A 17932-nucleotide genomic window follows, 5' to 3' on the forward strand; every position below is an offset into this window, starting at 1 on the left:
GACCGCCACTCACGGGCGGAGGGCGACCACGACGGGCTGGGGGCGACCGTGCCCGGCGTAGGGATCAAGCCTGACCGCCCGGAGCCGGGCACGGTCGCCCCCAGCCCCAACAGCAACCAGCAACCAGCAACCAGCAACCAGCAACCAGCAAAGAGCGAACTCAGGTAGCAGCGATGGTGCCGGTCATCAGGAGGGCGAGGACCAGGGTGCCCACCGCGACCCGGTACAGCACGAAGACGTACAGGGTGTGGTGCGCGACGTAACGCAGCAGCCAGGCGATGGCGGCGTAGCCGATGACGAAGGCGACCAGGGTCGCCACCACCATCTGCGCCCCGCTCGGCGCGGCGGTGCCGGGCGCCGACGGCTCGAACACGTCGGGGATGCTGAACACCCCGGACATCACCACGGCCGGGATGGCGAGCAGGAACGAGTACCGGGCCGCCGCCTCGCGGGTGAGGTTGAGCAGCAGGCCGGCGGTGAGCGTGCCGCCGGAGCGGGACACGCCGGGGATCAGGGCCATCGCCTGGGCGAAGCCCATGACGACGCCGTCGCGCATCCGGAAGTGCTCCAGGGTGCGGGACTGCCGGCCCCAGTACTCGGCGAACGCCAGCACGAACGCGAAGACGATCAGCGTGGTGGCCACCACCCACAGGTTGCGGGCCGTCTCGCGGATCGCGTCCTTGAACAGGAAGCCGAACAGCCCGATCGGAATGGAGCCGATGATGACGTACCAGCCCATGCGGTAGTCGAGGCTGCTGCGGACCGAGCGGTCGACGATCCCGACGAGCCAGGTGCGGGCGATGCGCCCGATGTCCTTGGCGAAGTAGATCAGTACGGCGGCCTCGGTGCCGAGCTGGGTGACCGCCGTGAAGGACGCGCCGGCGTCGCGGCCGAAGAACAGTGCGGAGGTGATCCGCAGGTGCCCCGACGAGCTGACCGGCAGGAACTCGGTCAGGCCCTGGACGATGCCCAGGACGATGGCTTCCACCCAGGTCACTCGCCCACCCCGGAGAGCTCGAGCGCCTCGGCGACCGTACGCAGGGTCTGCACGCCGCTGTCCCGGTCCGCGGTGAAGAGGGTCACCGACAGGGTGGTGACCCCGGCGGCCGCGTACTCCCGCATGCGCTCGGCGATGCGCTCCTTGGGCCCGAGCAGCGAGGTGCGGTCGACGAACTCCAACGGCACCGCGGCGGCGGCGTCGCGCTGCCGCTTGGCCAGGTAGAGGTCCTGGATCTCGCGGGCCGCGTCGCCGTAGCCCATCCGGGTGGCGAGCTGGTTGTAGAAGTTCTGCTGCCGGCTGCCCATCCCGCCCACGTAGAGCGCGGCGTACCAGCGGACCAGCTCGGCGCAGGAGGCGACGTCGTCGCCGACCACCACCGGCACGGACGGCACCACGTCGAAGCCGGCCAGGTCCTTGCCGGCCTTCGCCCGCCCGGCACGGACGGCGGCGAGCTGCTCGTCGGCGAAGTCGGGGGCGTAGAAGATGGCCAGCCAGCCGTCGGCGATCTCACCGGCCAGTTCGAGGTTCTTCGGGCCGACGGCGGCGAGGTAGATCGGGATACGCTCACGCGTCGGGTGGAAGCCCAGCCGCAGCGCCTTGCCCGGCCCGTCGGGCAGCGGCAGCGTGTGGAACTCGCCGTCGTACGCGACCTCCTTGCGCGCCATGGCGAGCCGGACGATGTCGACGTACTCCCGGGTGCGCGCGAGGGGCTTGGCGAACCGTACCCCGTGCCAGCCCTCGGAGACCTGCGGGCCGGAGACGCCCAGGCCGAGCCGGAACCGGCCGCCGGAGAGCGTGTCGATCGTCGCGGCCGTCATCGCGGTCGTCGCCGGCGTGCGGGCGGGGATCTGCATCACGGCGCTACCCACGTCGATCCGCTCGGTCTGGCCCGCGATCCAGGCCAGCATGCTGGGCGAGTCCGAGCCGTAGGCCTCGGCCGCCCACACCACCGAGTAGCCGAGCCGGTCCGCCTCCTGGGCGAGCGCCAGGTGGTCGGCCGGTGTGCTCCACGCTGTCTGATATCCGAGGCTGAGCCCGAGTCGCACTGGTCCTCCCCATCCCGCACCACAAGGTCGCACCAGGTTACGCAATGCCGGCGGCGCGGCGGATCACCGGCTCACCCGAACGCCGCGCACCGTGGGGCGGGCCGGACGGGTCGGGTGCCGGACCCCGGCCGGGAGGGCGAGCAGGAACTTGACGGAGGCGAGGATATCGGTGGCGGCGGGTTCGAAATAAGGTTCAACCATGCAACAGCGACCGCTCGGCCGAAGCGGGCTGGCGGTTTCCCGGCTCGCGCTCGGCACCATGACCTGGGGCCGGGACACCGACGCCGACGACGCGGCCGCCCAGCTGAAGAGCTACCTCGACGCGGGCGGCAACCTGGTGGACACCGCCGACGTGTACGGCGACGGGGACGCGGAGTCGGTGATCGGGTCGCTGCTGGGCAGCCTGGTGCCCCGCGACGAGGTGCTCATCGCGACGAAGGCGGGGCTGCGGCCCGGCAGCGGCCGGCGCCGGGACAATTCCCGGGGCCACCTGCTGCGTACGCTGGACGCCTCGCTGCGCCGGCTCGGCACGGACCACGTCGACCTGTGGCAGGTCCACGGGTACGACCCGGACACCCCGCTGGAGGAGACCCTGGCGGCGCTGGACCACGCGGTGGCCAGCGGCCGGGTGCGCTACGTGGGGGTGTCGAACTTCTCGGGCTGGCAGACGGCGCGGGCGGCGGCGTGGCAGGCGGCCTGGCCGGGGCGGGCTCCGGTGGTGGCCGCCCAGGTGGAGTACTCGCTGCTGGAGCGGGGGGTGGAGCGGGAGGTCCTGCCGGCCTGCGCCGCGCTGGGTCTGGGCGTGCTGCCCTGGTCGCCGCTGGGCCGGGGGGTGCTCACGGGCAAGTACCGGCACGGCCGGCCGGCGGATTCGCGGGCGGCGTCGCCGCACTTCGAGCGGTTCGTGGCGACGTACCTGGAGCCGCGCTGCTCGAGCATCGTGGAGGCGGTGGCCACGGCGGCCGGCGGGCTGGGGGTGTCGCCGCTGGAGGTGGCGCTGGCCTGGATCCGGGACCGGCCGGGGGTGACCGCGCCGATCCTGGGCGCCCGGACGGTCGGGCAGCTGCTCGGGGCGCTGCAGGTGGAGCGAATGACCCTGCCCGAGGAGATCATCGTGGCGCTGGACGACGTGTCGGCCGTGCCGGTCGGCTACCCGGAACGGGACGGCTGACCCGGGCCGGCCCGCCTGACGGGACGGCGAGTCCGCGGCTGCGGTCACGCCGCCGGGGGTGGCGGTGGGCCCCCGGGCTTGGGCAGCATGGAGCGCATGGACTACGAATACGCGCCGCTGCGGTTGCCCTCGAACGTCGACCGGTTGACCGCCGCGGCGCAGCTGGCGATCCAGGCGGAGTTCTCCGGGTGGGAGCTGGCGCGGGTGCGGCTGTACCGGGACGGCACGCGGCAGGTCATGCTGCGGCGCCGCCGGGTCAACCAGCCCCAGCCCGGCCTGTCGTACTGACGTCGGGGCGCCGCCCGGCGCCCGTCGTACGGGAACGCTCCGAGGCCCGGCCGGGTGGTCGGGCCCCGGGGCGTTCGCGGCCTAGTGGCGGTGCCCCGCGTGGTCGTGCTCCTCGTCGTCGACGTCGAGGAAGGGGTGCTCGTCGAGGCGGCCGATGAGCCGGTCGTCGGCGGCCGGCTGGAACGGGCCCACCGCGTCGTCGTCGTCGAAGGACTCCAGGTCGACGGGGCTACCCACCTCGCTGACCATCACCACCCCGTCGAGCGGCTCCAGCTCCGGGACGTCCAGCGCGCTGAGCGAGCCGTCGCCGCTCTGCAGCAGCTCCAGCACGGCCTCGCCGACGCCCTCCACGGGCGCGGGCTCGTCCTCCTCGGGGGTGCCCTCGCGGCGGGCCGCCTCGGCCACGCGGATCAGGGCGGAGACGCTGGGGACCCGGTAGTCGCGGCGCTGGCGCACCGAGATGACCCGCGGGTGCGGGTCGGTCGGCTCGGCGCCCTCCGGCCCGCCGGCGAGGCGCTCGTCGACCTCGTCGGGATCGATGGACTCCACGTCCCAGGGGGTGACCTCGCCGAACGCGTCGAGCAGCAGCTCGTCGTACGCGAACGAGGCGTTGTTCAGGGCGACATACGCCTGCCAGACCTCGTCGTCGTCGATGCGGCCCTCGGCGGCCCGAACGGCGGCCAGGTGTCGGCGGGCGGCGTCGATCACCCGCTCCAGGGCAGCATCCAGCTCCCCGTGCTGGTCGGTCATGTGTGTTCCCTTCGCAGTGGGGGATGATCCGCGCCGGGCGGTCGGGCGGCGGACACGGTCAGCAGGACCGGAGGAACCGGTCGAGAACCCGCACGCCGAACTGTAGTCCGTCCACCGGTACCCGCTCGTCGATGCCATGGAACAGGCCGGAGAAGTTGAGGTCCGCGGGCAGCCGCAGCGGCGCGAAGCCGAAGCAGCGGATGCCGAGCTGGGCGAAGGCCTTGGCGTCGGTGCCGCCGGAGAGCATGTACGGCACGGGTCGGGCACCGGGGTCCTCGGCGCGCAGCGCCGCCGACATGGCCTCGACGAGCGCGCCGTCGAAGGTGGTCTCCAGGGCGGGCTGGCGCTGGATGTACTCGATGTCGATGTCCGGGCCGACCAGCTCGCGCAGCTGCGCCTCCAGCATCTCCGACTGCCCGGGCAGGCTGCGGCAGTCGATGGTGGCGGTGGCCCGGCCGGGGATCACGTTGTCCTTGTAGCCGGCGGCGAGCCGGGTCGGGTTGGCGGTGCTGCGGACGGTCGCGCCGATGATGTTGGCGATCGGGCCCAGCTTGGCGATCGCCGTCTCCGGGTCGTTCGGGTCCACCTCGATGCCGAGCGCGTCGGAGACCTCCTCGAGGAAGGCCCGCACGGTCGGGGTGACGGTGACCGGGAAGCGGTGCCGGCCGATGCGGGCGACCGCCTCGGCGAGCGCGGTCACCGCGTTGTCGTCGTGGACGAACGAGCCGTGGCCGGGCCGGCCCTTGGCGTGCAGCCGCAGCCAGTCGATGCCCTTCTCGGCCGTCTCGATCAGGTAGAGCCGCTGCTGCTCGTCGATCGAGTACGAGAAGCCGCCGACCTCCCCGACCGCCTCGGTGCACCCTTCGAAGAGGCTGCGGTGGCGCTGGACGAGGTAGTGCGCGCCGTAGTCGCTGCCGGCCTCCTCGTCGGCGGTGAAGGCCAGCACGATGTCGCGGGCCGGGCGGACACCCGTGCGCTGCCAGTGCCGCAGCACGGCCAGCACCATGGCGTCGAAGTCCTTCATGTCGATCGCGCCCCGGCCCCACAGGTAGCCGTCGCGGATCTCCCCCGAGAACGGGTGCACCGACCACTCGTCGGCGTCGGCGGGCACCACGTCGAGGTGGCCGTGGACCAACAGCGCGTCCCGGCCGGGGTCGGTACCCGGGATGCGGGCGACGACGTTGGCCCGGCCCGGGGCGGACTCGAGGATCTCGGCGTCGACGCCGACCTCGGCCAGCTTCTGCGCGACGTACTCGGCCGCGGCGCGCTCCCCGGCGCTGGTCTCGTTGTCCCCGGTGTTGGTGGTGTCGATGCGCAGCAGGTCGCGGCAGAGGTCGACGACCTCGTCGGTGGGATCGGGTCGGGCGGGGGCGGCGTCGCTCGTCATCAGATCACCTTCCGTGGATACCCCGACCTTCAGGCCGGGAAGGAAACCGAACCCTGCAGAGCAGGGCAGGGGCAGCCGATGCGCCGCCTAGGCGGACCGACGCGCCAACGTTACGTTCACTGGTTGGCTTGCTAGTTTGTGAGGCGTGACCAAGGCCGTGAAGCGGGCGTTCAAGTACCGCTTCTACCCGACCGGCGGGCAGGCCGCTGAGCTGGCGCGCACGTTCGGCTGCGTCCGGAAGGTCTACAACCTGGCGTTGGCCGCCCGCACCGAGGCGTGGACGTTGCGCCAGGAGCGGATCAACTACAACACCACCTCGGCGATGCTGACCGGATGGAAGAAGACCGACGAACTGGCGTTCCTCAACGACGTGTCGTCGGTACCGCTGCAGCAGGCGCTGAGGCACCTCCAGACGGGGTTCACGAACTTCTTCGCCGGCCGGGCCCGCTACCCCCGGTTCAAGAGCCGGAAAAAGTCCCGGAAGTCGGCGGAGTACACCACCAGCGCGTTCCGCTACCGTGACGGCCGGTTGACGTTGGCGAAGATGACCGCACCGTTGGACATCGTGTGGTCCCGGCCGCTGCCCGACGGGGCGACACCGTCGACGGTGACCGTGTCGCAGGATTCGGCCGGACGCTGGTTCGTGTCCCTCCTGTGCGACGACCGGGTCAACGTTGCCCCCACGTCCGGCGCGGTCGGGATCGACGCCGGGCTCGACAGCCTGCTCACCCTCTCCACCGGGGAGAAGGTCGTCAACCCACGGTATGAACGCGCCGACCGGGCGCGGCTGGCCCGCGCCCAGCGGGCGCTGGCTCGTAAGGAGAAGGACTCCCACAACCGGGCCAAGGCGCGGCTGAAGGTCGCCCGCGTCCACGCCCGGATCACTGACCGGCGCCGGGATCACCTGCACAAGCTGACCACTCGACTCGTTCGTGACAACCAAACGATCGTGATCGAGGACCTGACCGTCCGCAACATGGTCACCAACCATACGTTGGCCCGTGCCATCTCTGATGCGGCGTGGCGGCAGTTCCGCACCATCCTGGAGTACAAAACCAACTGGTACGGACGCGACCTGATCACCGTCGACCGCTGGTTTCCGTCCTCCAAGCTGTGCTCGGCCTGCGGGAAGCTGGCCGAGAAGCTGCCGCTGAACGTAAGGACGTGGACGTGCCGGTGCGGCGCCGCCCACGACCGCGACGTCAACGCGGCCCGCAATATTTTGGCCGCCGGGCTGGCGGTGTCTGCCTGTGGAGCTGGTGTAAGACCTCAACGGGAGTCCTCCCGGACGGGGCGACCGGCGATGAAGCAGGAAAACCCAAGGGCGACCACGGGAACCCCCGCCCATTAGGACGGGAAGGATGTCAACGGTTCTTCATACCAGCCGGGGTCGCGGCGACAGGTCGCCCGGCCGGCGCCCCCGTTTCGCCCGGGCGCGCCGCGGGTACCGCCGCTGCCGTCCCCTACCCCACCGCCGGGCGCCTCCCCCCGCCCCGCCCGCCAGCCCAGGAGGGCACCATGACGGTTCCCCTGCCCCCGCTGCCGCCCGTGCCCGAGGAGGGCTACCGACCCGGCGGGCGCAGCATCGTCGACATCGTCGAACGCGAGCATCGGCAGTTGCGCGACCTGTCGTACCGGATGACCGACCCGGGAATCGCGCCGGAGCGGCTGCGCGAGGCGGTCGAGGTGCTGACCGCCGCGCTGTCGCGGCACCTGTCGGCGGAGGAGCAGTACCTGTTCCCCACCGCCCGGGCGGCGCTGCCGGACCGGTCGGGCCAGGTGGACCGGGAGATCGCCGCGGACGCCGACCTGCTGACCGCCCTCCGGGCCCTGACCGGCCCGGCCGACCCCGCGCTGGCCGCGGTCGCCGACCGGGTACGCCGGCACGTCGACGCCGTCGCCCCCCTGCTCGCGGCGCTGCGGGAGGTGGCCACCGAGGCCGAGCTGATCCGGCTGGGCAACCGGTGGGAGATCGCCGAGGAGGCCGCGCCGACGCGACCGCACCCGGGCGCTCCCGGCACCCCGCCGTGGAACCGCGTCGTCGAGCCCGCGCTGGGCGTGGTGGACAAGGTACGCGACGCGGTGACCGGCCGGCCGACCTACCTGTCGGACCTGGACCAGCCGCCGGCCTGAGGCGACACCGGCCGGACAGCCAGAGATATCGGCCGAGCCCGATCCGTTCCAGCCCTTCCGCCGATCGCCTCGGTGGTCCTACCGTCACCGTATGAATCTGGAGCTGCGACACCTGCGGGTGGTCTGCGCCATCGCGGAGACGGGGAGCGTGACCAAGGCGGCGTCGATGCTCGGCCTGGCCCAGCCGGCACTCACGGCCCAGCTCCAACGCATCGAGCGGGCGCTGGGCGGCCCGCTGTTCGAGCGGGACCGGCGGGGCGCCCGGCCCACCGCCCTCGGCGAACTGGTGCTGTCCCGGGCCCGGGTGCTGCTGCCGGCCATGCAGGGACTGCAGGACGAGGCGGCCCGGCTGGCCGGCGCCGGCCCGACCCCCGCCCGGTACCGCTTCGGCGGGGTGAACAGCCCGATCCTCGGCCCGCTGGTGCGCCGGCTCGCCGCCGAGCACCCCCAGGCCCAGATCACCACGTACGCCTCCTGGTCGGCCGACGGTCTGGCCCAGCAGGTCGGCGGCGGCCGGCTGGACTACGTGCTGCTCGGCGTCTGCGGCGACGCCGTCCCCCCGGTCGGGTACGGGCTGACCTGGCGGGAGGTGGCCCTCGAACCGGTGCAGGTGCTGCTGCCGGAGCGACATCCGCTGGCCGGCCGGGACGAGGTGCGGCTGGAGGAGCTGCGCCGGGAGCAGTGGGTCGCCGCCCCGGGCGACGGCTGCTTCGGCGACTGTTTCGCCGCCGCGTGCGCCCGGGCCGGCTTCACTCCCCGCAAGATGTACGAGGCCGACGTGCGCGGCTGCATGGACCTGGTGGAGGCCGGCGTGGCGGTCGCGCTGTGCCAGGCCACGTTCCGCCCGGTGCCCGGGCTGGTGACCCGGCGGCTGGCGGGGGCGCCCCTGCGCTGGCGACTGCTGCTCGGCTGGCACCCGGACTCGGCGGGCCCGGACTTCGCCGACGAGGTGTTCGAGGCGGCCGTGGCGGCGTACCGGGACTCGCTGGCCGCGCACCCGGACTACCTGGCCTGGCTGCTGCGCAACCCGGGCTTCGGGGTCCGGCGGGTGGGGCCGGTGGCCGGAGGCGCCGCTTCCGGGGTGCGAACCGCCTGACGGCGGGTAACTGAGCCCGCATGACCGATCTCCAGCCGAGCCCGGACGACCGGGAGACGCTGCGGCGGGCCGCCGCCGCGCACAGCGCCGCCTCCCAGGACGTGGAGGCGTTCCTCCGCCGTCTGCCGCAGGTGCCCGACCCGGCCGACCTCACCGAGTACGCCACCCTGCTCAGCCGGGAGGAGCGGGCGCGCGGCGCGCGGCAGGCCGCCGCCGACGCCGCGGGCCTGCAGATCGGCACCATGGAGTCCGAGTGACCTGGCGCTGCGTACGTCAGGGGGTCCGCGGCGCTGCCGCGGACCCCTGAGCGCGGACGGGACAGCAGCCGACCAGAAGGCTTCTCCGGGGCGGTGTGCCGCCGTGGGCGCTCTGCCCGGACGGGTGCCAACCGCCGGCGCTCTGCCCGACCGGCGCCGGGCTCCGCCAGGCCACCGCCGGCGCTCTGCCGTTGTGCGGCCGCCCGCGCTCCGCCAGAACGGCGTGCCGCCGTCAGCGCTCGACGAGCACGTCGTGGCCGAGGTCGAGCAGGGAGCGCCGCCACTCGTCGTCGGCGTTGCCGCGCTCGGGCCGCGCGGCCGTCAGCGACCGGATCCGGTCGACCGTCTCCCGCATCACCTCGACGTCCTCCCGGGTCAGGTCGACCTTGCGCTTGCCCAGCACGTGCAGGATCTGCCGGCCCGGCTCGGGCAGGCCGAGGTCCGGGTCCGGCCCGAACGCCTCCTCCCCCGAGCCGCGGGTGAGCAGCCACCGCCGCAGTTGCTCCGAGGGGACGTTCACCTCGGCGTGGAAGTCGTCCCAGAGCACGTCGACCTCCGGGTCGATCCGCTGCTCTCGTGCCATCACGCCTCCTCTCCGGACGGCGGGCCGGGTCGCTCCGGCTCGCCGCCGCGCTGGGGACCCACGCCCTCCGGCGGCACCCGCACCCGGCCGGGATTGGCCGTCGGCGGGGTCACGATGGGCCTGGATCGTTCCGACTCGGGTTCGGTCTCCGCACGGCCCTCCTCGGGCTCGGTCATCTTCGGCCTCCGCTCGCTCATCGCGGGTGGGAGGTGGCGGCGGCGGTGTGCCCCCGGTCACCGGCGGCCACGTCGAGGGCCAGGTTCCCGTGCCGGGCGTCCACGGTGATCTTCTGCCCCGGCGAGACCGCGTGTTCCAGCAGCATCCGGGACAGCCGGTTGTCGACCTCCCGCTGGATCACCCGGCGCAGCGGGCGGGCGCCGTACTCCGGCTGGTAGCCGTGCTCGGCGATCCAGTCGATGCCGGCGACGGTGAAGTCGACCTGGATGTCCTGGGCGTGCAGCCGGCGGCGGGTCTCCTCCAGCAGCAGCTCGGTGATCTGGCGCAGCTGCTGCTGCTCCAGGCGGCGGAAGATGATGACCTCGTCGATGCGGTTGAGGAACTCGGGGCGGAAGTTCTCCTGGAGCCGGCGGTTCAGCCGCTCGCGCAGCTCGTCGCTCTCCTGCCGGCCGCCCTCGCCGCCCCCCGCGAACCCGACGGTCCGCTGGGTGCCGGTGATCAGTTCCGAGCCCAGGTTGCTGGTCATGATCAGCACGGTGTTCTTGAAGTTCACCGTGCGGCCCTGGCTGTCGGTGAGCCGGCCGTCGTCGAGCACCTGCAGCAGGATGTTGAACACGTCGGGGTGGGCCTTCTCGATCTCGTCGAGCAGCACCACCGCGTACGGGCGGCGGCGCACCGCCTCGGTGAGCTGGCCGGCCTCCTCGTACCCGACGTAGCCGGGCGGCGCGCCCACGAGCCGGGCGACGGTGTGCCGTTCCTGGAACTCGCTCATGTCCAGCCGGACCATCCGGTCCGACTCGCCGAACAACGCCTCCGCGAGAGCCCTGGCCAGCTCGGTCTTGCCGACGCCCGTCGGGCCGAGGAAGAGGAAGCTGCCCATCGGGCGGTCCGGGTCGGCCAGCCCCGTCCGGGACCGTCGCACCGCCTCGGCCACGGCGCCGACCGCGTCGTCCTGGCCGATGACCCGCTCATGCAGGTAGCCCTCCAGGCGCAGCAGCCGGTCCCGCTCCTCCTCGGTGAGCTGCGCGACGGGGATGCCGGTCGCCCGGGAGACCACCTCGGCGATCTCCTGCGGCCCGACCGAGGGCACCCGGCTCTCGCCGTTCTCCTCGCCGCGGGTCCGGCGTACCTGCCCCTCCAGGTCGGCGAGCCGGTCCCGCAGGGCGGAGGCCCGCTCGTACTGCTCGTCGGCGACCGCCTGCTCCTTGTCCCGGCGCACCTCGTCGAGCTGCCGCTCCAGGTCCCGTACGTCGGCGGCGGGGGTGCGGGTACGCAGCCGGACCCGGGCGCCGGCCTGGTCGATCAGGTCGATGGCCTTGTCCGGCAGGTACCGGTCGGTGATGTATCGGTCGGACAGCTCGGCGGCGGCGATCAGCGCCTCGTCGGTGAACCGCACCTGGTGGTGCGCCTCGTAGCGGTCCCGCAGGCCGCGCAGGATGGCGACGGTGTCGTCGACGGTCGGCTCGGGCACCAGCACCGGCTGGAACCGGCGGGCCAGCGCGGCGTCCTTCTCGATGCTGCGGCGGTGCTCGTCCAGGGTGGTCGCGCCGATCACCCGCAGCTCGCCACGGGCCAGCGCCGGCTTGAGCATGTTGGACGCGTCCATGCCGCCCTCGCTGCCCGCCCCGCCCGCGCCGACCAGGGTGTGGATCTCGTCCAGGAAGATGATCAGCTCGTCCCGGTGGGCGCGAATCTCGTCGATGACCTTCTTCAGTCGCTCCTCGAAGTCGCCCCGGTAGCGGGTGCCGGCGACCAGGCCGGCCAGGTCGAGCTGCACCACCCGCTTGCCGAGCAGGGTCTCGGGCACGTCGCCGTCGCAGATCCGCTCGGCCAGCCCCTCCACGATGGCGGTCTTGCCGACGCCCGCCTCGCCGATCAGCACCGGGTTGTTCTTGGTCCGCCGGGAGAGAATCTCCACGGCCTGCTCGATCTCGTCGGCCCGCCCGATCACCGGGTCGATCTGGTCGTTGCGGGCCAGCTCGGTGAGGTCCTGGCCGTACTGGTCGAGGGTGGGCGTGCCCCGGTCGGGCCGCGGGCCGGGCAGCGGGCCCCGCTCGGCGCTGGCCGCCTGCAGCGACTCCGGCTGGATCCGGCCGGCGGCGAGCATCCGGCCGGCCGGCGACTCCGGGTTCAGCGGCAGGGCCATGAGGATGTGCTCGGGGCCGATGTAGTTGGCGCCCATCGCCCGGGACAGCTGGTGGGCGTCGAGCAGCGCGCGCTTCGCCGCCGGCGTGAGCGACAGGTTCGGCGGCACCTCACCCCGCGGCGCGCCGTCGCCGCGCCCGCCGAGCGCGTTGAGCAGCGCGTCGGGGTCCGCGCCGGCCCGCCGGATCAGGTCGCGCAACGGCTCCCGCTGCAGCGCCGCCCACAGCAGGTGGTCGGTGTCGAGGTCGTTGCTGCGCCGCTGGGCCGCCCGGCGGGCGGCGTCGGCGAGCATCTCGCGCGCGTCGGCTGTCATCAGCCGGGTGATGTCGACCCGGTGCGCAGGCCGGCGTCCACCCTCGGCCCGGCCGAAGTACCGGGCCAGGAATTCGTCCCACGGGTCGGAGCCGAAGTCACCGGGTCCCATCATCTCTGTCCTCCGCGGTCGGGTCGGCGCGCTCGCCGTACCGTCAAGCCGGCACGGTCGGCCGTGGCTACCCGACGGTCGGCGCGGCAAACGCCCGCTCCCGGCGCCGCCGACGGCGGGCCGCGCGGCGCTTCCGGGCCCGGATGGCAGGCTGAGGGCCATGGACCCGAGGCCGCTGCTGATCGTGGACGCCGCCAACGTCGTCGGCTCCCGCCCCGACGGCTGGTGGCGGGACCGGGCCGGGGCGACCGCCCGGCTCCGCGACGCTCTCGCTGCGGTGGCCGAGCAGGGGGTGCCGCCGCTACTGGCCGGCCCGGCGGAGGTCGTGCTGGTCGTCGAGGGGGCGGCCCGGGGGGTGCCCGGGGCGCCCGGCGTCCGGGTGGTGGCCGCCAGGGGGTCCGGCGACGACGCCATCGTCGAGCTGGTCGGGGCGGCGCCGGGGCGCCGCCGGCTGGTGGTCACGGCAGACCGGCAGCTGCGCGGCCGGGTGGGTGCGCTCGGCGCCGAGGTGTACGGCCCCCGCTGGCTGCGCGGCGAGGCGTAGGCACGGGCCCCGCCCCGCCCCGCCCCCGCCCGCGCCGCCCCGCCCGCGCCGCCCCCGCCTCGCCATGTCGGCGACGTGGCGGCGTCGGCACCGTCCGGACCCCGCAATGTCGGCGACATGGCGACGTCAGCTCCGCCGGATCGGGTCGTCCCGTGGACGGGACCCGCCGATCCCTCGGCGGGACCGTCCCCGGGCCGGGGAACAGACTTCGCGCACGTCAGGGGCTCAACCGGACACCGGGGCAGCAACAGCGACAGGGCGGATGTTCTCTCCCCGGCGGGGATGGGTTGTAATGGAGATCTCCCCGCCCCCAGGAGGTCCCGTGGCGAGCGTCGCCGAGCTGAAGGCAGCCATCGATGTCGCCCTCCAACAGATCGGCGAGGGACAGACAGCCGTTCAGGCGGCCGGTGAGAAGCTCGCCGAGGCGCAACAGACCCTGGCCGGGGCGCTGGAGGGCAGCGGTCACGAGACGGTCGAGGCGGCGCAGGCCTCGCTGACCCAGGCCAGCCAGGAGCTGGAGGAGTGCCTGGCGGCGACCCTGGTCGCGGTGGAGCAGGCGCAGCTCTACGTCTCCACGCTGTAGGGGCGGGCGTGTCCATCATCGAGGACGTCGGGGCCCGGGTACGGGCCGCCGCAGAGGAGTTTCCGCTCGCCCAGCTCGCCCTGGCGCTGGAGAAGTTCGGCCAGGCCACGGAGCGGCTGCGCTGGGTGCGACAGGAGTCGGCCAACCCGATGGGGGTGCCCGAGCTGTCCGCCGCGACCGAGCACGCCGAGTCCGCCGGGCACGCGCTGCGGGTGGCCCAGGAGCAGCTGTCGGCGTACCTGGCCGCGATCGGGCTGGCCCCGGACGGCGCGCCCGCGCCCCGGCCCGACGGCGACCGGCGGCCGGCGCACGACGCGCCCCGCGACGCCCCACCGCCCGCCGCGCCGCCGCCGGCGGCCGAGGACGACAACCCGGTGCTGCGCCGCTGGTGGGCGGTCCGGGTGGCGGAGCTGACCGGGGGCCGGAAGGGCCCGCCGGACGAACCGGACGAGCGGATCGGCGACTCCCGGGAGCTGCTGCGTCGGGTGACCGACGGGGTCCGCGCCGGGGACCGGGACCGGCTGCACCGCGAGTTGCGCGCCGCGCACGCGGACGTCGGGCTGGGCCTGGCCGCGATCGCCCCGCCGCTGCTGCGCGAGCTGGCCGGGGAGCTGCTCGGGCACCCGCCCCGCGCCGACGACCTGGCCCGGCTGCGCCGGGAGCTGGACGGCCGGGTCCGGGACCTGCTGCCCGGCCTCCCCCCGCCCGTACTGGACACCCTGCTGACCCGGGTCTGCCGGATGCCCCCGCCGCAGCGCTCCGGGGAGCAGCCGCACGCCGCCGACCCGGCGGTCACCGCCGGTGTGGTGACCGGCGTGCTGCTGGCCCGGCTCGGCCGCGACCTGCCCCGGGACGCCGGCAACCCGGCCGCGGCGGGCACCGGCGCCGCCGGCAACCCGGCGGGGAACCGCGCGGGCGCGGGCGGCCCCGCCGGGGCCGCCCGCGCCGGGCTGGGCGGCAACTCCGCCGGCAACGGGTCCGCCCGCCGGGGTTCCGATGGCTGACCGGCGCGCCGAGCTGGTGACCCGGGTGCGGGGGATGCTCTCCGAGGCGCTGGGCGCCACCCGGAGCCGCCTGGCCGACGCCGACGCCGAGCTGGCCGCGGCCCGGGACCGGCTGGCCCGCGTCCGGCGGGCGGCGGCGGGCGTACCGGAGAGGGTGGGTGCCCAGCGGGACCGGCGGCTGGCGGAGATCGACGCCAGGCACGCCACGCGGCTCGCCGAGCTGGCCCACCGGGCCGTCGAGGCGGCCCGCCGGGAGGCACCCGGTGCGGCGTCGGCGGACTGGGCGGACTGGCGGGCCGCTCCGGCCGGTCGGGGCGAACCGCCGGGCGCCGTACGGATCGGCACCGTCCGCATCCGCGGCGCGGAGCCGGTGCCGGCGCTCGTCCCGCTCCTCGACGCCGGCCACGTGCACCTGTCCGGGGCCGAGGCCGACGGCGGCGCCGCGCTGGTGCCCGCGCTGCTGCTGCGCAGCCTCGGCCGGGCCGACCCGGGCACGGTGCGGCTGTTCGGGTACGACCCGGAACACCTCGGTGGCGGGCTGGCCGGGTTCGCGCCGCTGGGCACCGCCGGGCTGCTGACCTTCGTGGGGCCGGGCGGGCTGGCCCGCCTGCTGGACGACCTGGTGGAGCAGATCCGGCGGATCAACGAGACGGTGCTCGCCGGCGAGTACCGCTCCCTGCGCGAGCTGGCCGCCGCCACCGGGCGCCGCCCCGAGCCGTGGCGGGTGGCCGTGCTGCTCGGCGGCGACGAGCTGTCCCGGCACGAGCGGGGCCAGCTCGACCGGGTGGTGCGCACGGGCGCGGCGTGCGGCGTGCACCTGGTCGTACGCGGCATTCCGGTGCCCGACGACCCGACGGTGACCCGGATCGCGGTGGAGCCGGACGGCGCGCGCGTCGGCGGCCCGCGCGGCCTGCCGGTGGCCCTGGACCCGCCGCCCCCGTCCGCGCTGGTCACCGAGACGTGCCGGCAGCTCGCCGCCCGGGTCAACGCCGGCCCGCCGCCGGCGCCGTTCACCGACCTGCTCCCGGCGCCCGAGCTGATGTGGCGGGAGGATTCGTCCACCGGGCTGACCGCGCCGATCGGCGAGGGCCCGCACGGCCGGCCCGTCCTGCTCACCCTCGGCGACTACCCGCCGCACGCGCTGATCGGCGGCCCGTCCGGCACCGGCAAGACCAACCTGATCTTCGCCTGGATCGGCGCGCTGGCCTCCCGCTACTCCCCCGCCGAGCTGGAGTTCTATCTGCTCGACTTCAAGGAGGGGGTGTCCTTCGCCCGGTTCGCCCAGGGCCGGCGCGACCCGAGCTGGCTGCCGCACATGCGGCTGGTCGGGATCAACGTCAACACCGACCGCGAGTTCGGGCTCGCCCTGCTGCGCTTCCTGGCCGAGGAACTGCGCCGGCGCGCCGACGCGGCGAAGAAACATGAGGTGACCAAGCTCGCCGAGCTGCGGGCGGTCGACCCGACCGGGCACTGGCCGCGGATCGTCGCCGTGGTCGACGAGTTCCAGGCGTTGCTGGCGGGCCGGGACGTGGTGGCCCGGGAGGCCGCCGACCTGCTGGAGGACCTCGCCCGGCGGGGCCGCTCCCAGGGCATCCACCTGGTGCTGGCGTCGCAGGACGTCCGCGGCATCGAGGCGCTGTGGGGGCGGCCGGCCCTGGTCGCCCAGTTCACCCTGCGGATCGCGCTGCCCAAGGCGCTGCGGATCCTCGCCGAACGCAACGACGCGGCCCAGTCGCTGCCGCGCCACCACGCGGTGGTCAACGCCGAGTCCGGCCTCGTCGAGGGCAACCAGGTGGCCCGGATCCCGTCGGCCAGCGACTGGGACGCCTGGAGCGAGTTGCAGCACCGGCTGTGGCGGATGCGCCCGCAGGACGCGAAGCCGGCCCGCCTCTTCGACGGCGACGCGATCCCCCGGCTGGCCGACGCCCCGGACTTCCGGTCGCTGACCCCGCCGGACGGCGACGGGGCGCCGCGCAGCCCGGTCGCGCTGCTCGGGGAGATCATCGACGTGCAGGCCCGCTCGGCGGCGCTGCGGCTGCCCCGGGCGCCCGGACGGAACCTGGCGGTGCTGGGCACCCGCGTCGACGAGGCGTGCGCCGTGCTGGACGCCGCCGCCCGGTCGCTGGCCCGCCAGCACCCGCCCGGGACGGCCCGGTTCTCCCTCGCCTGCCTCGACCCGGACGCCGACCCGGCCGCCCGCGAGCTCTACGCCGACCTCGCCGACGACGCCGCCTGGTACGACGAGGAGACGGTCGGCGAGCTGATGGCCGAGACGTCCGCGGGGCTGGACCGCCCGGGCACCCCGGCCGTCCCGCACTACCTGCTGCTCTACGCGGTCGACGCCGCGGCCGGGCGGCTGGCCGCGCGCGCCGGTGGGCGTACCGGGCTGGAGCACCTGCGCCGCATCCTGCACGACGGGCCGGAGCGGCGTACGCACGTGCTGGCCTGGTGGCGGGGGGTGGCCCGGATGCGGGTGGACCTCGGCGGGCCGGCGGCCCGCACCGACCAGATCGGGGCGTGGGTGGCGCTGGACGTGCAGGGCGCCGAACTGGGCTCGTCGCTCTACCCGGGCACCGGGGGCCCGGACTGGTACCCCCGGCCGTGGCGGGGGCTCTTCTTCGACCGGGCGGTGCACCGCACCGGCCAGGTGATCATCCCCTACGGATCGACGCGGTGAACGAGCCGGTGACCAGCGAGACGTACGCGGCGCAGCTGCGCCGTTTGGCGGAGCTGACCGAGCGGGTGCGCGTGCAGCGCGCCGAGGCCCACACCTGGCACGCGCAGCAGTGCGCCGCCGCCGACCGGGCGGTCGCCGAGGCCGAGGAAGACCTGCGGTACGCCGAGCAGGAGGTCGTGGCGGCGCGCGAACTGGTGGAGCGGGTGGACGCCGAGGCGGCCCACCTGTGGCAGCAGCTGCGGCTGCGGCTGGGCTCCGGCGCCCGCCGGCTCGGCGACCCGCCCGGCCCGGCCCGGGACGCGTCCGGCGACCCGCTGCTGCTGCTGCACGGGGCGCGCGGGCTGCTGGACCGCGCCCGGCAACCGGGCGAGCTGCCGGCGTCGGCCAACCCGCTGCTGGTGCTCTGCGGGATCGTGGGGGCGGTGGCGATGTTCGCGGTGGGCGCGGGCGCCCGGGCGGCCGGCGCCCGGTACGGCGGCGACCTGGCGGTGGGCCTGCCCGTGCTGGCGCTCGTGGTGACGCTGCTCGGCCCGCTGCTCGGGCTCGCCCTGGCCAGGCAGCTGGCGGACCGCCGGCACGCGGTGCTGGCGCCGCGGCCGGTCACGATCGTCCTGGTGGCCGGCCTGGTCACCACCGCGCTGCTGCTGGTCCTCGGCCGCTAGGAGAG

The 17932-nt window shown here is 74.8% G+C and carries 19 protein-coding genes; 11 read left to right on the plus strand and 8 right to left on the minus strand.

Annotated elements, in window-relative coordinates:
* Positions 1-160 precede the first annotated feature (160 nt).
* The 3 genes from ACGFIZ_RS28665 to ACGFIZ_RS28675 form a co-directional block, all read right to left on the minus strand.
* Positions 161-997: an undecaprenyl-diphosphate phosphatase gene (locus ACGFIZ_RS28665; protein ID WP_393424555.1), complete on the minus strand. Its 837-nt coding sequence runs from the start codon at positions 995-997 to the stop codon at positions 161-163.
* Entirely contained in the window at positions 994-2046 is a 1053-nt protein-coding gene (locus ACGFIZ_RS28670; RefSeq protein ID WP_393424558.1) for an LLM class F420-dependent oxidoreductase, read from the minus strand. The genes ACGFIZ_RS28665 and ACGFIZ_RS28670 overlap by 4 nt, the downstream gene beginning before the upstream one ends.
* Positions 2047-2109: 63 nt before the next feature.
* Positions 2110-2247 carry a hypothetical protein gene (locus ACGFIZ_RS28675; protein ID WP_393424561.1) on the minus strand — a complete coding sequence of 46 codons (138 nt, stop codon included), beginning with the start codon at positions 2245-2247 and terminating at the stop codon, positions 2110-2112.
* Between ACGFIZ_RS28675 and ACGFIZ_RS28680 the strand changes: the two genes are divergently transcribed.
* Positions 2246-3217, plus strand: a complete 972-nt coding sequence (locus tag ACGFIZ_RS28680) for an aldo/keto reductase (RefSeq protein WP_344750565.1) — start codon at positions 2246-2248, stop codon at positions 3215-3217. The genes ACGFIZ_RS28675 and ACGFIZ_RS28680 overlap by 2 nt on opposite strands.
* A 96-nt stretch (positions 3218-3313) precedes the next feature.
* On the plus strand, positions 3314-3505 hold the full coding sequence (locus ACGFIZ_RS28685) for a DUF5703 family protein (protein WP_091265978.1): 192 nt from the start codon (positions 3314-3316) through the stop codon (positions 3503-3505).
* An 81-nt stretch (positions 3506-3586) separates the two neighbouring features.
* Here the strand turns inward: ACGFIZ_RS28685 and ACGFIZ_RS28690 are convergent, their stop codons facing one another.
* Both ACGFIZ_RS28690 and ACGFIZ_RS28695 read right to left on the minus strand, forming a co-directional pair.
* Complete coding sequence (locus ACGFIZ_RS28690; RefSeq protein ID WP_393424565.1) at positions 3587-4255, minus strand: hypothetical protein; 669 nt, start codon at positions 4253-4255, stop codon at positions 3587-3589.
* Between the two features lie 58 nt (positions 4256-4313).
* Entirely contained in the window at positions 4314-5642 is a 1329-nt protein-coding gene (locus ACGFIZ_RS28695) for a M20/M25/M40 family metallo-hydrolase (RefSeq protein WP_393424568.1), read from the minus strand.
* 145 nt (positions 5643-5787) lie between these two features.
* Between ACGFIZ_RS28695 and ACGFIZ_RS28700 the strand changes: the two genes are divergently transcribed.
* The 4 genes from ACGFIZ_RS28700 to ACGFIZ_RS28715 all read left to right on the plus strand — a co-directional run bounded on the left by ACGFIZ_RS28700 (position 5788) and on the right by ACGFIZ_RS28715 (position 9128).
* Complete coding sequence (locus ACGFIZ_RS28700; protein ID WP_393424571.1) at positions 5788-6993, plus strand: RNA-guided endonuclease InsQ/TnpB family protein; 1206 nt, start codon at positions 5788-5790, stop codon at positions 6991-6993.
* A gap of 167 nt (positions 6994-7160) precedes the next feature.
* A complete protein-coding gene (locus tag ACGFIZ_RS28705; protein ID WP_393424574.1) occupies positions 7161-7775 on the plus strand; it encodes a hemerythrin domain-containing protein in 615 nt (204 codons plus the stop codon).
* A 91-nt stretch (positions 7776-7866) separates the two neighbouring features.
* Positions 7867-8871 carry a LysR family transcriptional regulator gene (locus tag ACGFIZ_RS28710; RefSeq protein WP_393424577.1) on the plus strand — a complete coding sequence of 335 codons (1005 nt, stop codon included), beginning with the start codon at positions 7867-7869 and terminating at the stop codon, positions 8869-8871.
* A gap of 20 nt (positions 8872-8891) precedes the next feature.
* Positions 8892-9128 carry a hypothetical protein gene (locus ACGFIZ_RS28715; protein ID WP_393424580.1) on the plus strand — a complete coding sequence of 79 codons (237 nt, stop codon included), beginning with the start codon at positions 8892-8894 and terminating at the stop codon, positions 9126-9128.
* Positions 9129-9360: 232 nt separating this feature from the next.
* On the opposite strand, the gene ACGFIZ_RS28720 is transcribed toward ACGFIZ_RS28715, so the two are convergent.
* From ACGFIZ_RS28720 to ACGFIZ_RS28730, 3 genes are read right to left on the minus strand one after another with little or no spacing between them, the layout of a single operon-like run.
* On the minus strand, positions 9361-9711 hold the full coding sequence (locus ACGFIZ_RS28720; RefSeq protein ID WP_347668215.1) for a DUF3140 domain-containing protein: 351 nt from the start codon (positions 9709-9711) through the stop codon (positions 9361-9363).
* The gene (locus ACGFIZ_RS28725) at positions 9711-9887 is read right to left on the minus strand and encodes a hypothetical protein (protein WP_393424583.1); all 177 of its coding nucleotides are present in this window, start codon (positions 9885-9887) and stop codon (positions 9711-9713) included. Before ACGFIZ_RS28725 ends, ACGFIZ_RS28720 begins: the two co-directional genes overlap by 1 nt.
* Before the next feature lie 17 nt (positions 9888-9904).
* Positions 9905-12460 (minus strand): ATP-dependent Clp protease ATP-binding subunit, encoded by a 2556-nt coding sequence (locus ACGFIZ_RS28730; RefSeq protein ID WP_393424586.1) that lies wholly within the window; start codon positions 12458-12460, stop codon positions 9905-9907.
* Positions 12461-12617: 157 nt separating this feature from the next.
* Here ACGFIZ_RS28730 and ACGFIZ_RS28735 point away from each other — a divergent pair, with 157 nt between their 5' ends.
* The 5 genes from ACGFIZ_RS28735 to ACGFIZ_RS28755 all read left to right on the plus strand — a co-directional run bounded on the left by ACGFIZ_RS28735 (position 12618) and on the right by ACGFIZ_RS28755 (position 17927).
* Positions 12618-13001, plus strand: a complete 384-nt coding sequence (locus ACGFIZ_RS28735) for a hypothetical protein (protein ID WP_393424589.1) — start codon at positions 12618-12620, stop codon at positions 12999-13001.
* Positions 13002-13323: 322 nt separating this feature from the next.
* Positions 13324-13584: a hypothetical protein gene (locus ACGFIZ_RS28740; RefSeq protein WP_091462511.1), complete on the plus strand. Its 261-nt coding sequence runs from the start codon at positions 13324-13326 to the stop codon at positions 13582-13584.
* An 8-nt stretch (positions 13585-13592) separates the two neighbouring features.
* Positions 13593-14588 (plus strand): hypothetical protein, encoded by a 996-nt coding sequence (locus tag ACGFIZ_RS28745; RefSeq protein ID WP_393424592.1) that lies wholly within the window; start codon positions 13593-13595, stop codon positions 14586-14588.
* Entirely contained in the window at positions 14581-17265 is a 2685-nt protein-coding gene (locus ACGFIZ_RS28750) for an FtsK/SpoIIIE domain-containing protein (protein ID WP_393424595.1), read from the plus strand. Before ACGFIZ_RS28745 ends, ACGFIZ_RS28750 begins: the two co-directional genes overlap by 8 nt.
* Positions 17262-17927 carry a hypothetical protein gene (locus ACGFIZ_RS28755; protein ID WP_393424598.1) on the plus strand — a complete coding sequence of 222 codons (666 nt, stop codon included), beginning with the start codon at positions 17262-17264 and terminating at the stop codon, positions 17925-17927. Before ACGFIZ_RS28750 ends, ACGFIZ_RS28755 begins: the two co-directional genes overlap by 4 nt.
* Positions 17928-17932 lie beyond the last annotated feature (5 nt).

The sequence above is a fragment of the Micromonospora sp. NPDC048830 genome (genome assembly GCF_043198215.1).
In the GTDB taxonomy this organism is placed as follows: Bacteria; Actinomycetota; Actinomycetes; order Mycobacteriales; family Micromonosporaceae; genus Micromonospora.

Bases quoted from the DNA above. Each gene is read 5' to 3' on its own strand.
- ACGFIZ_RS28680 (WP_344750565.1), top strand. From the start codon at position 2,246: ATGCAACAGCGACCGCTCGGCCGAAGCGGGCTGGCGGTTTCCCGGCTC.
- ACGFIZ_RS28675 (WP_393424561.1), bottom strand. From the start codon at position 2,247: ATGGTTGAACCTTATTTCGAACCCGCCGCCACCGATATCCTCGCCTCC.
- ACGFIZ_RS28685 (WP_091265978.1), top strand. From the start codon at position 3,314: ATGGACTACGAATACGCGCCGCTGCGGTTGCCCTCGAACGTCGACCGG.
- ACGFIZ_RS28690 (WP_393424565.1), bottom strand. From the start codon at position 4,255: ATGACCGACCAGCACGGGGAGCTGGATGCTGCCCTGGAGCGGGTGATC.
- ACGFIZ_RS28695 (WP_393424568.1), bottom strand. From the start codon at position 5,642: ATGACGAGCGACGCCGCCCCCGCCCGACCCGATCCCACCGACGAGGTC.
- ACGFIZ_RS28705 (WP_393424574.1), top strand. From the start codon at position 7,161: ATGACGGTTCCCCTGCCCCCGCTGCCGCCCGTGCCCGAGGAGGGCTAC.
- ACGFIZ_RS28710 (WP_393424577.1), top strand. From the start codon at position 7,867: ATGAATCTGGAGCTGCGACACCTGCGGGTGGTCTGCGCCATCGCGGAG.
- ACGFIZ_RS28715 (WP_393424580.1), top strand. From the start codon at position 8,892: ATGACCGATCTCCAGCCGAGCCCGGACGACCGGGAGACGCTGCGGCGG.
- ACGFIZ_RS28720 (WP_347668215.1), bottom strand. From the start codon at position 9,711: ATGGCACGAGAGCAGCGGATCGACCCGGAGGTCGACGTGCTCTGGGAC.
- ACGFIZ_RS28725 (WP_393424583.1), bottom strand. From the start codon at position 9,887: ATGACCGAGCCCGAGGAGGGCCGTGCGGAGACCGAACCCGAGTCGGAA.
- ACGFIZ_RS28730 (WP_393424586.1), bottom strand. From the start codon at position 12,460: ATGATGGGACCCGGTGACTTCGGCTCCGACCCGTGGGACGAATTCCTG.
- ACGFIZ_RS28735 (WP_393424589.1), top strand. From the start codon at position 12,618: ATGGACCCGAGGCCGCTGCTGATCGTGGACGCCGCCAACGTCGTCGGC.
- ACGFIZ_RS28750 (WP_393424595.1), top strand. From the start codon at position 14,581: ATGGCTGACCGGCGCGCCGAGCTGGTGACCCGGGTGCGGGGGATGCTC.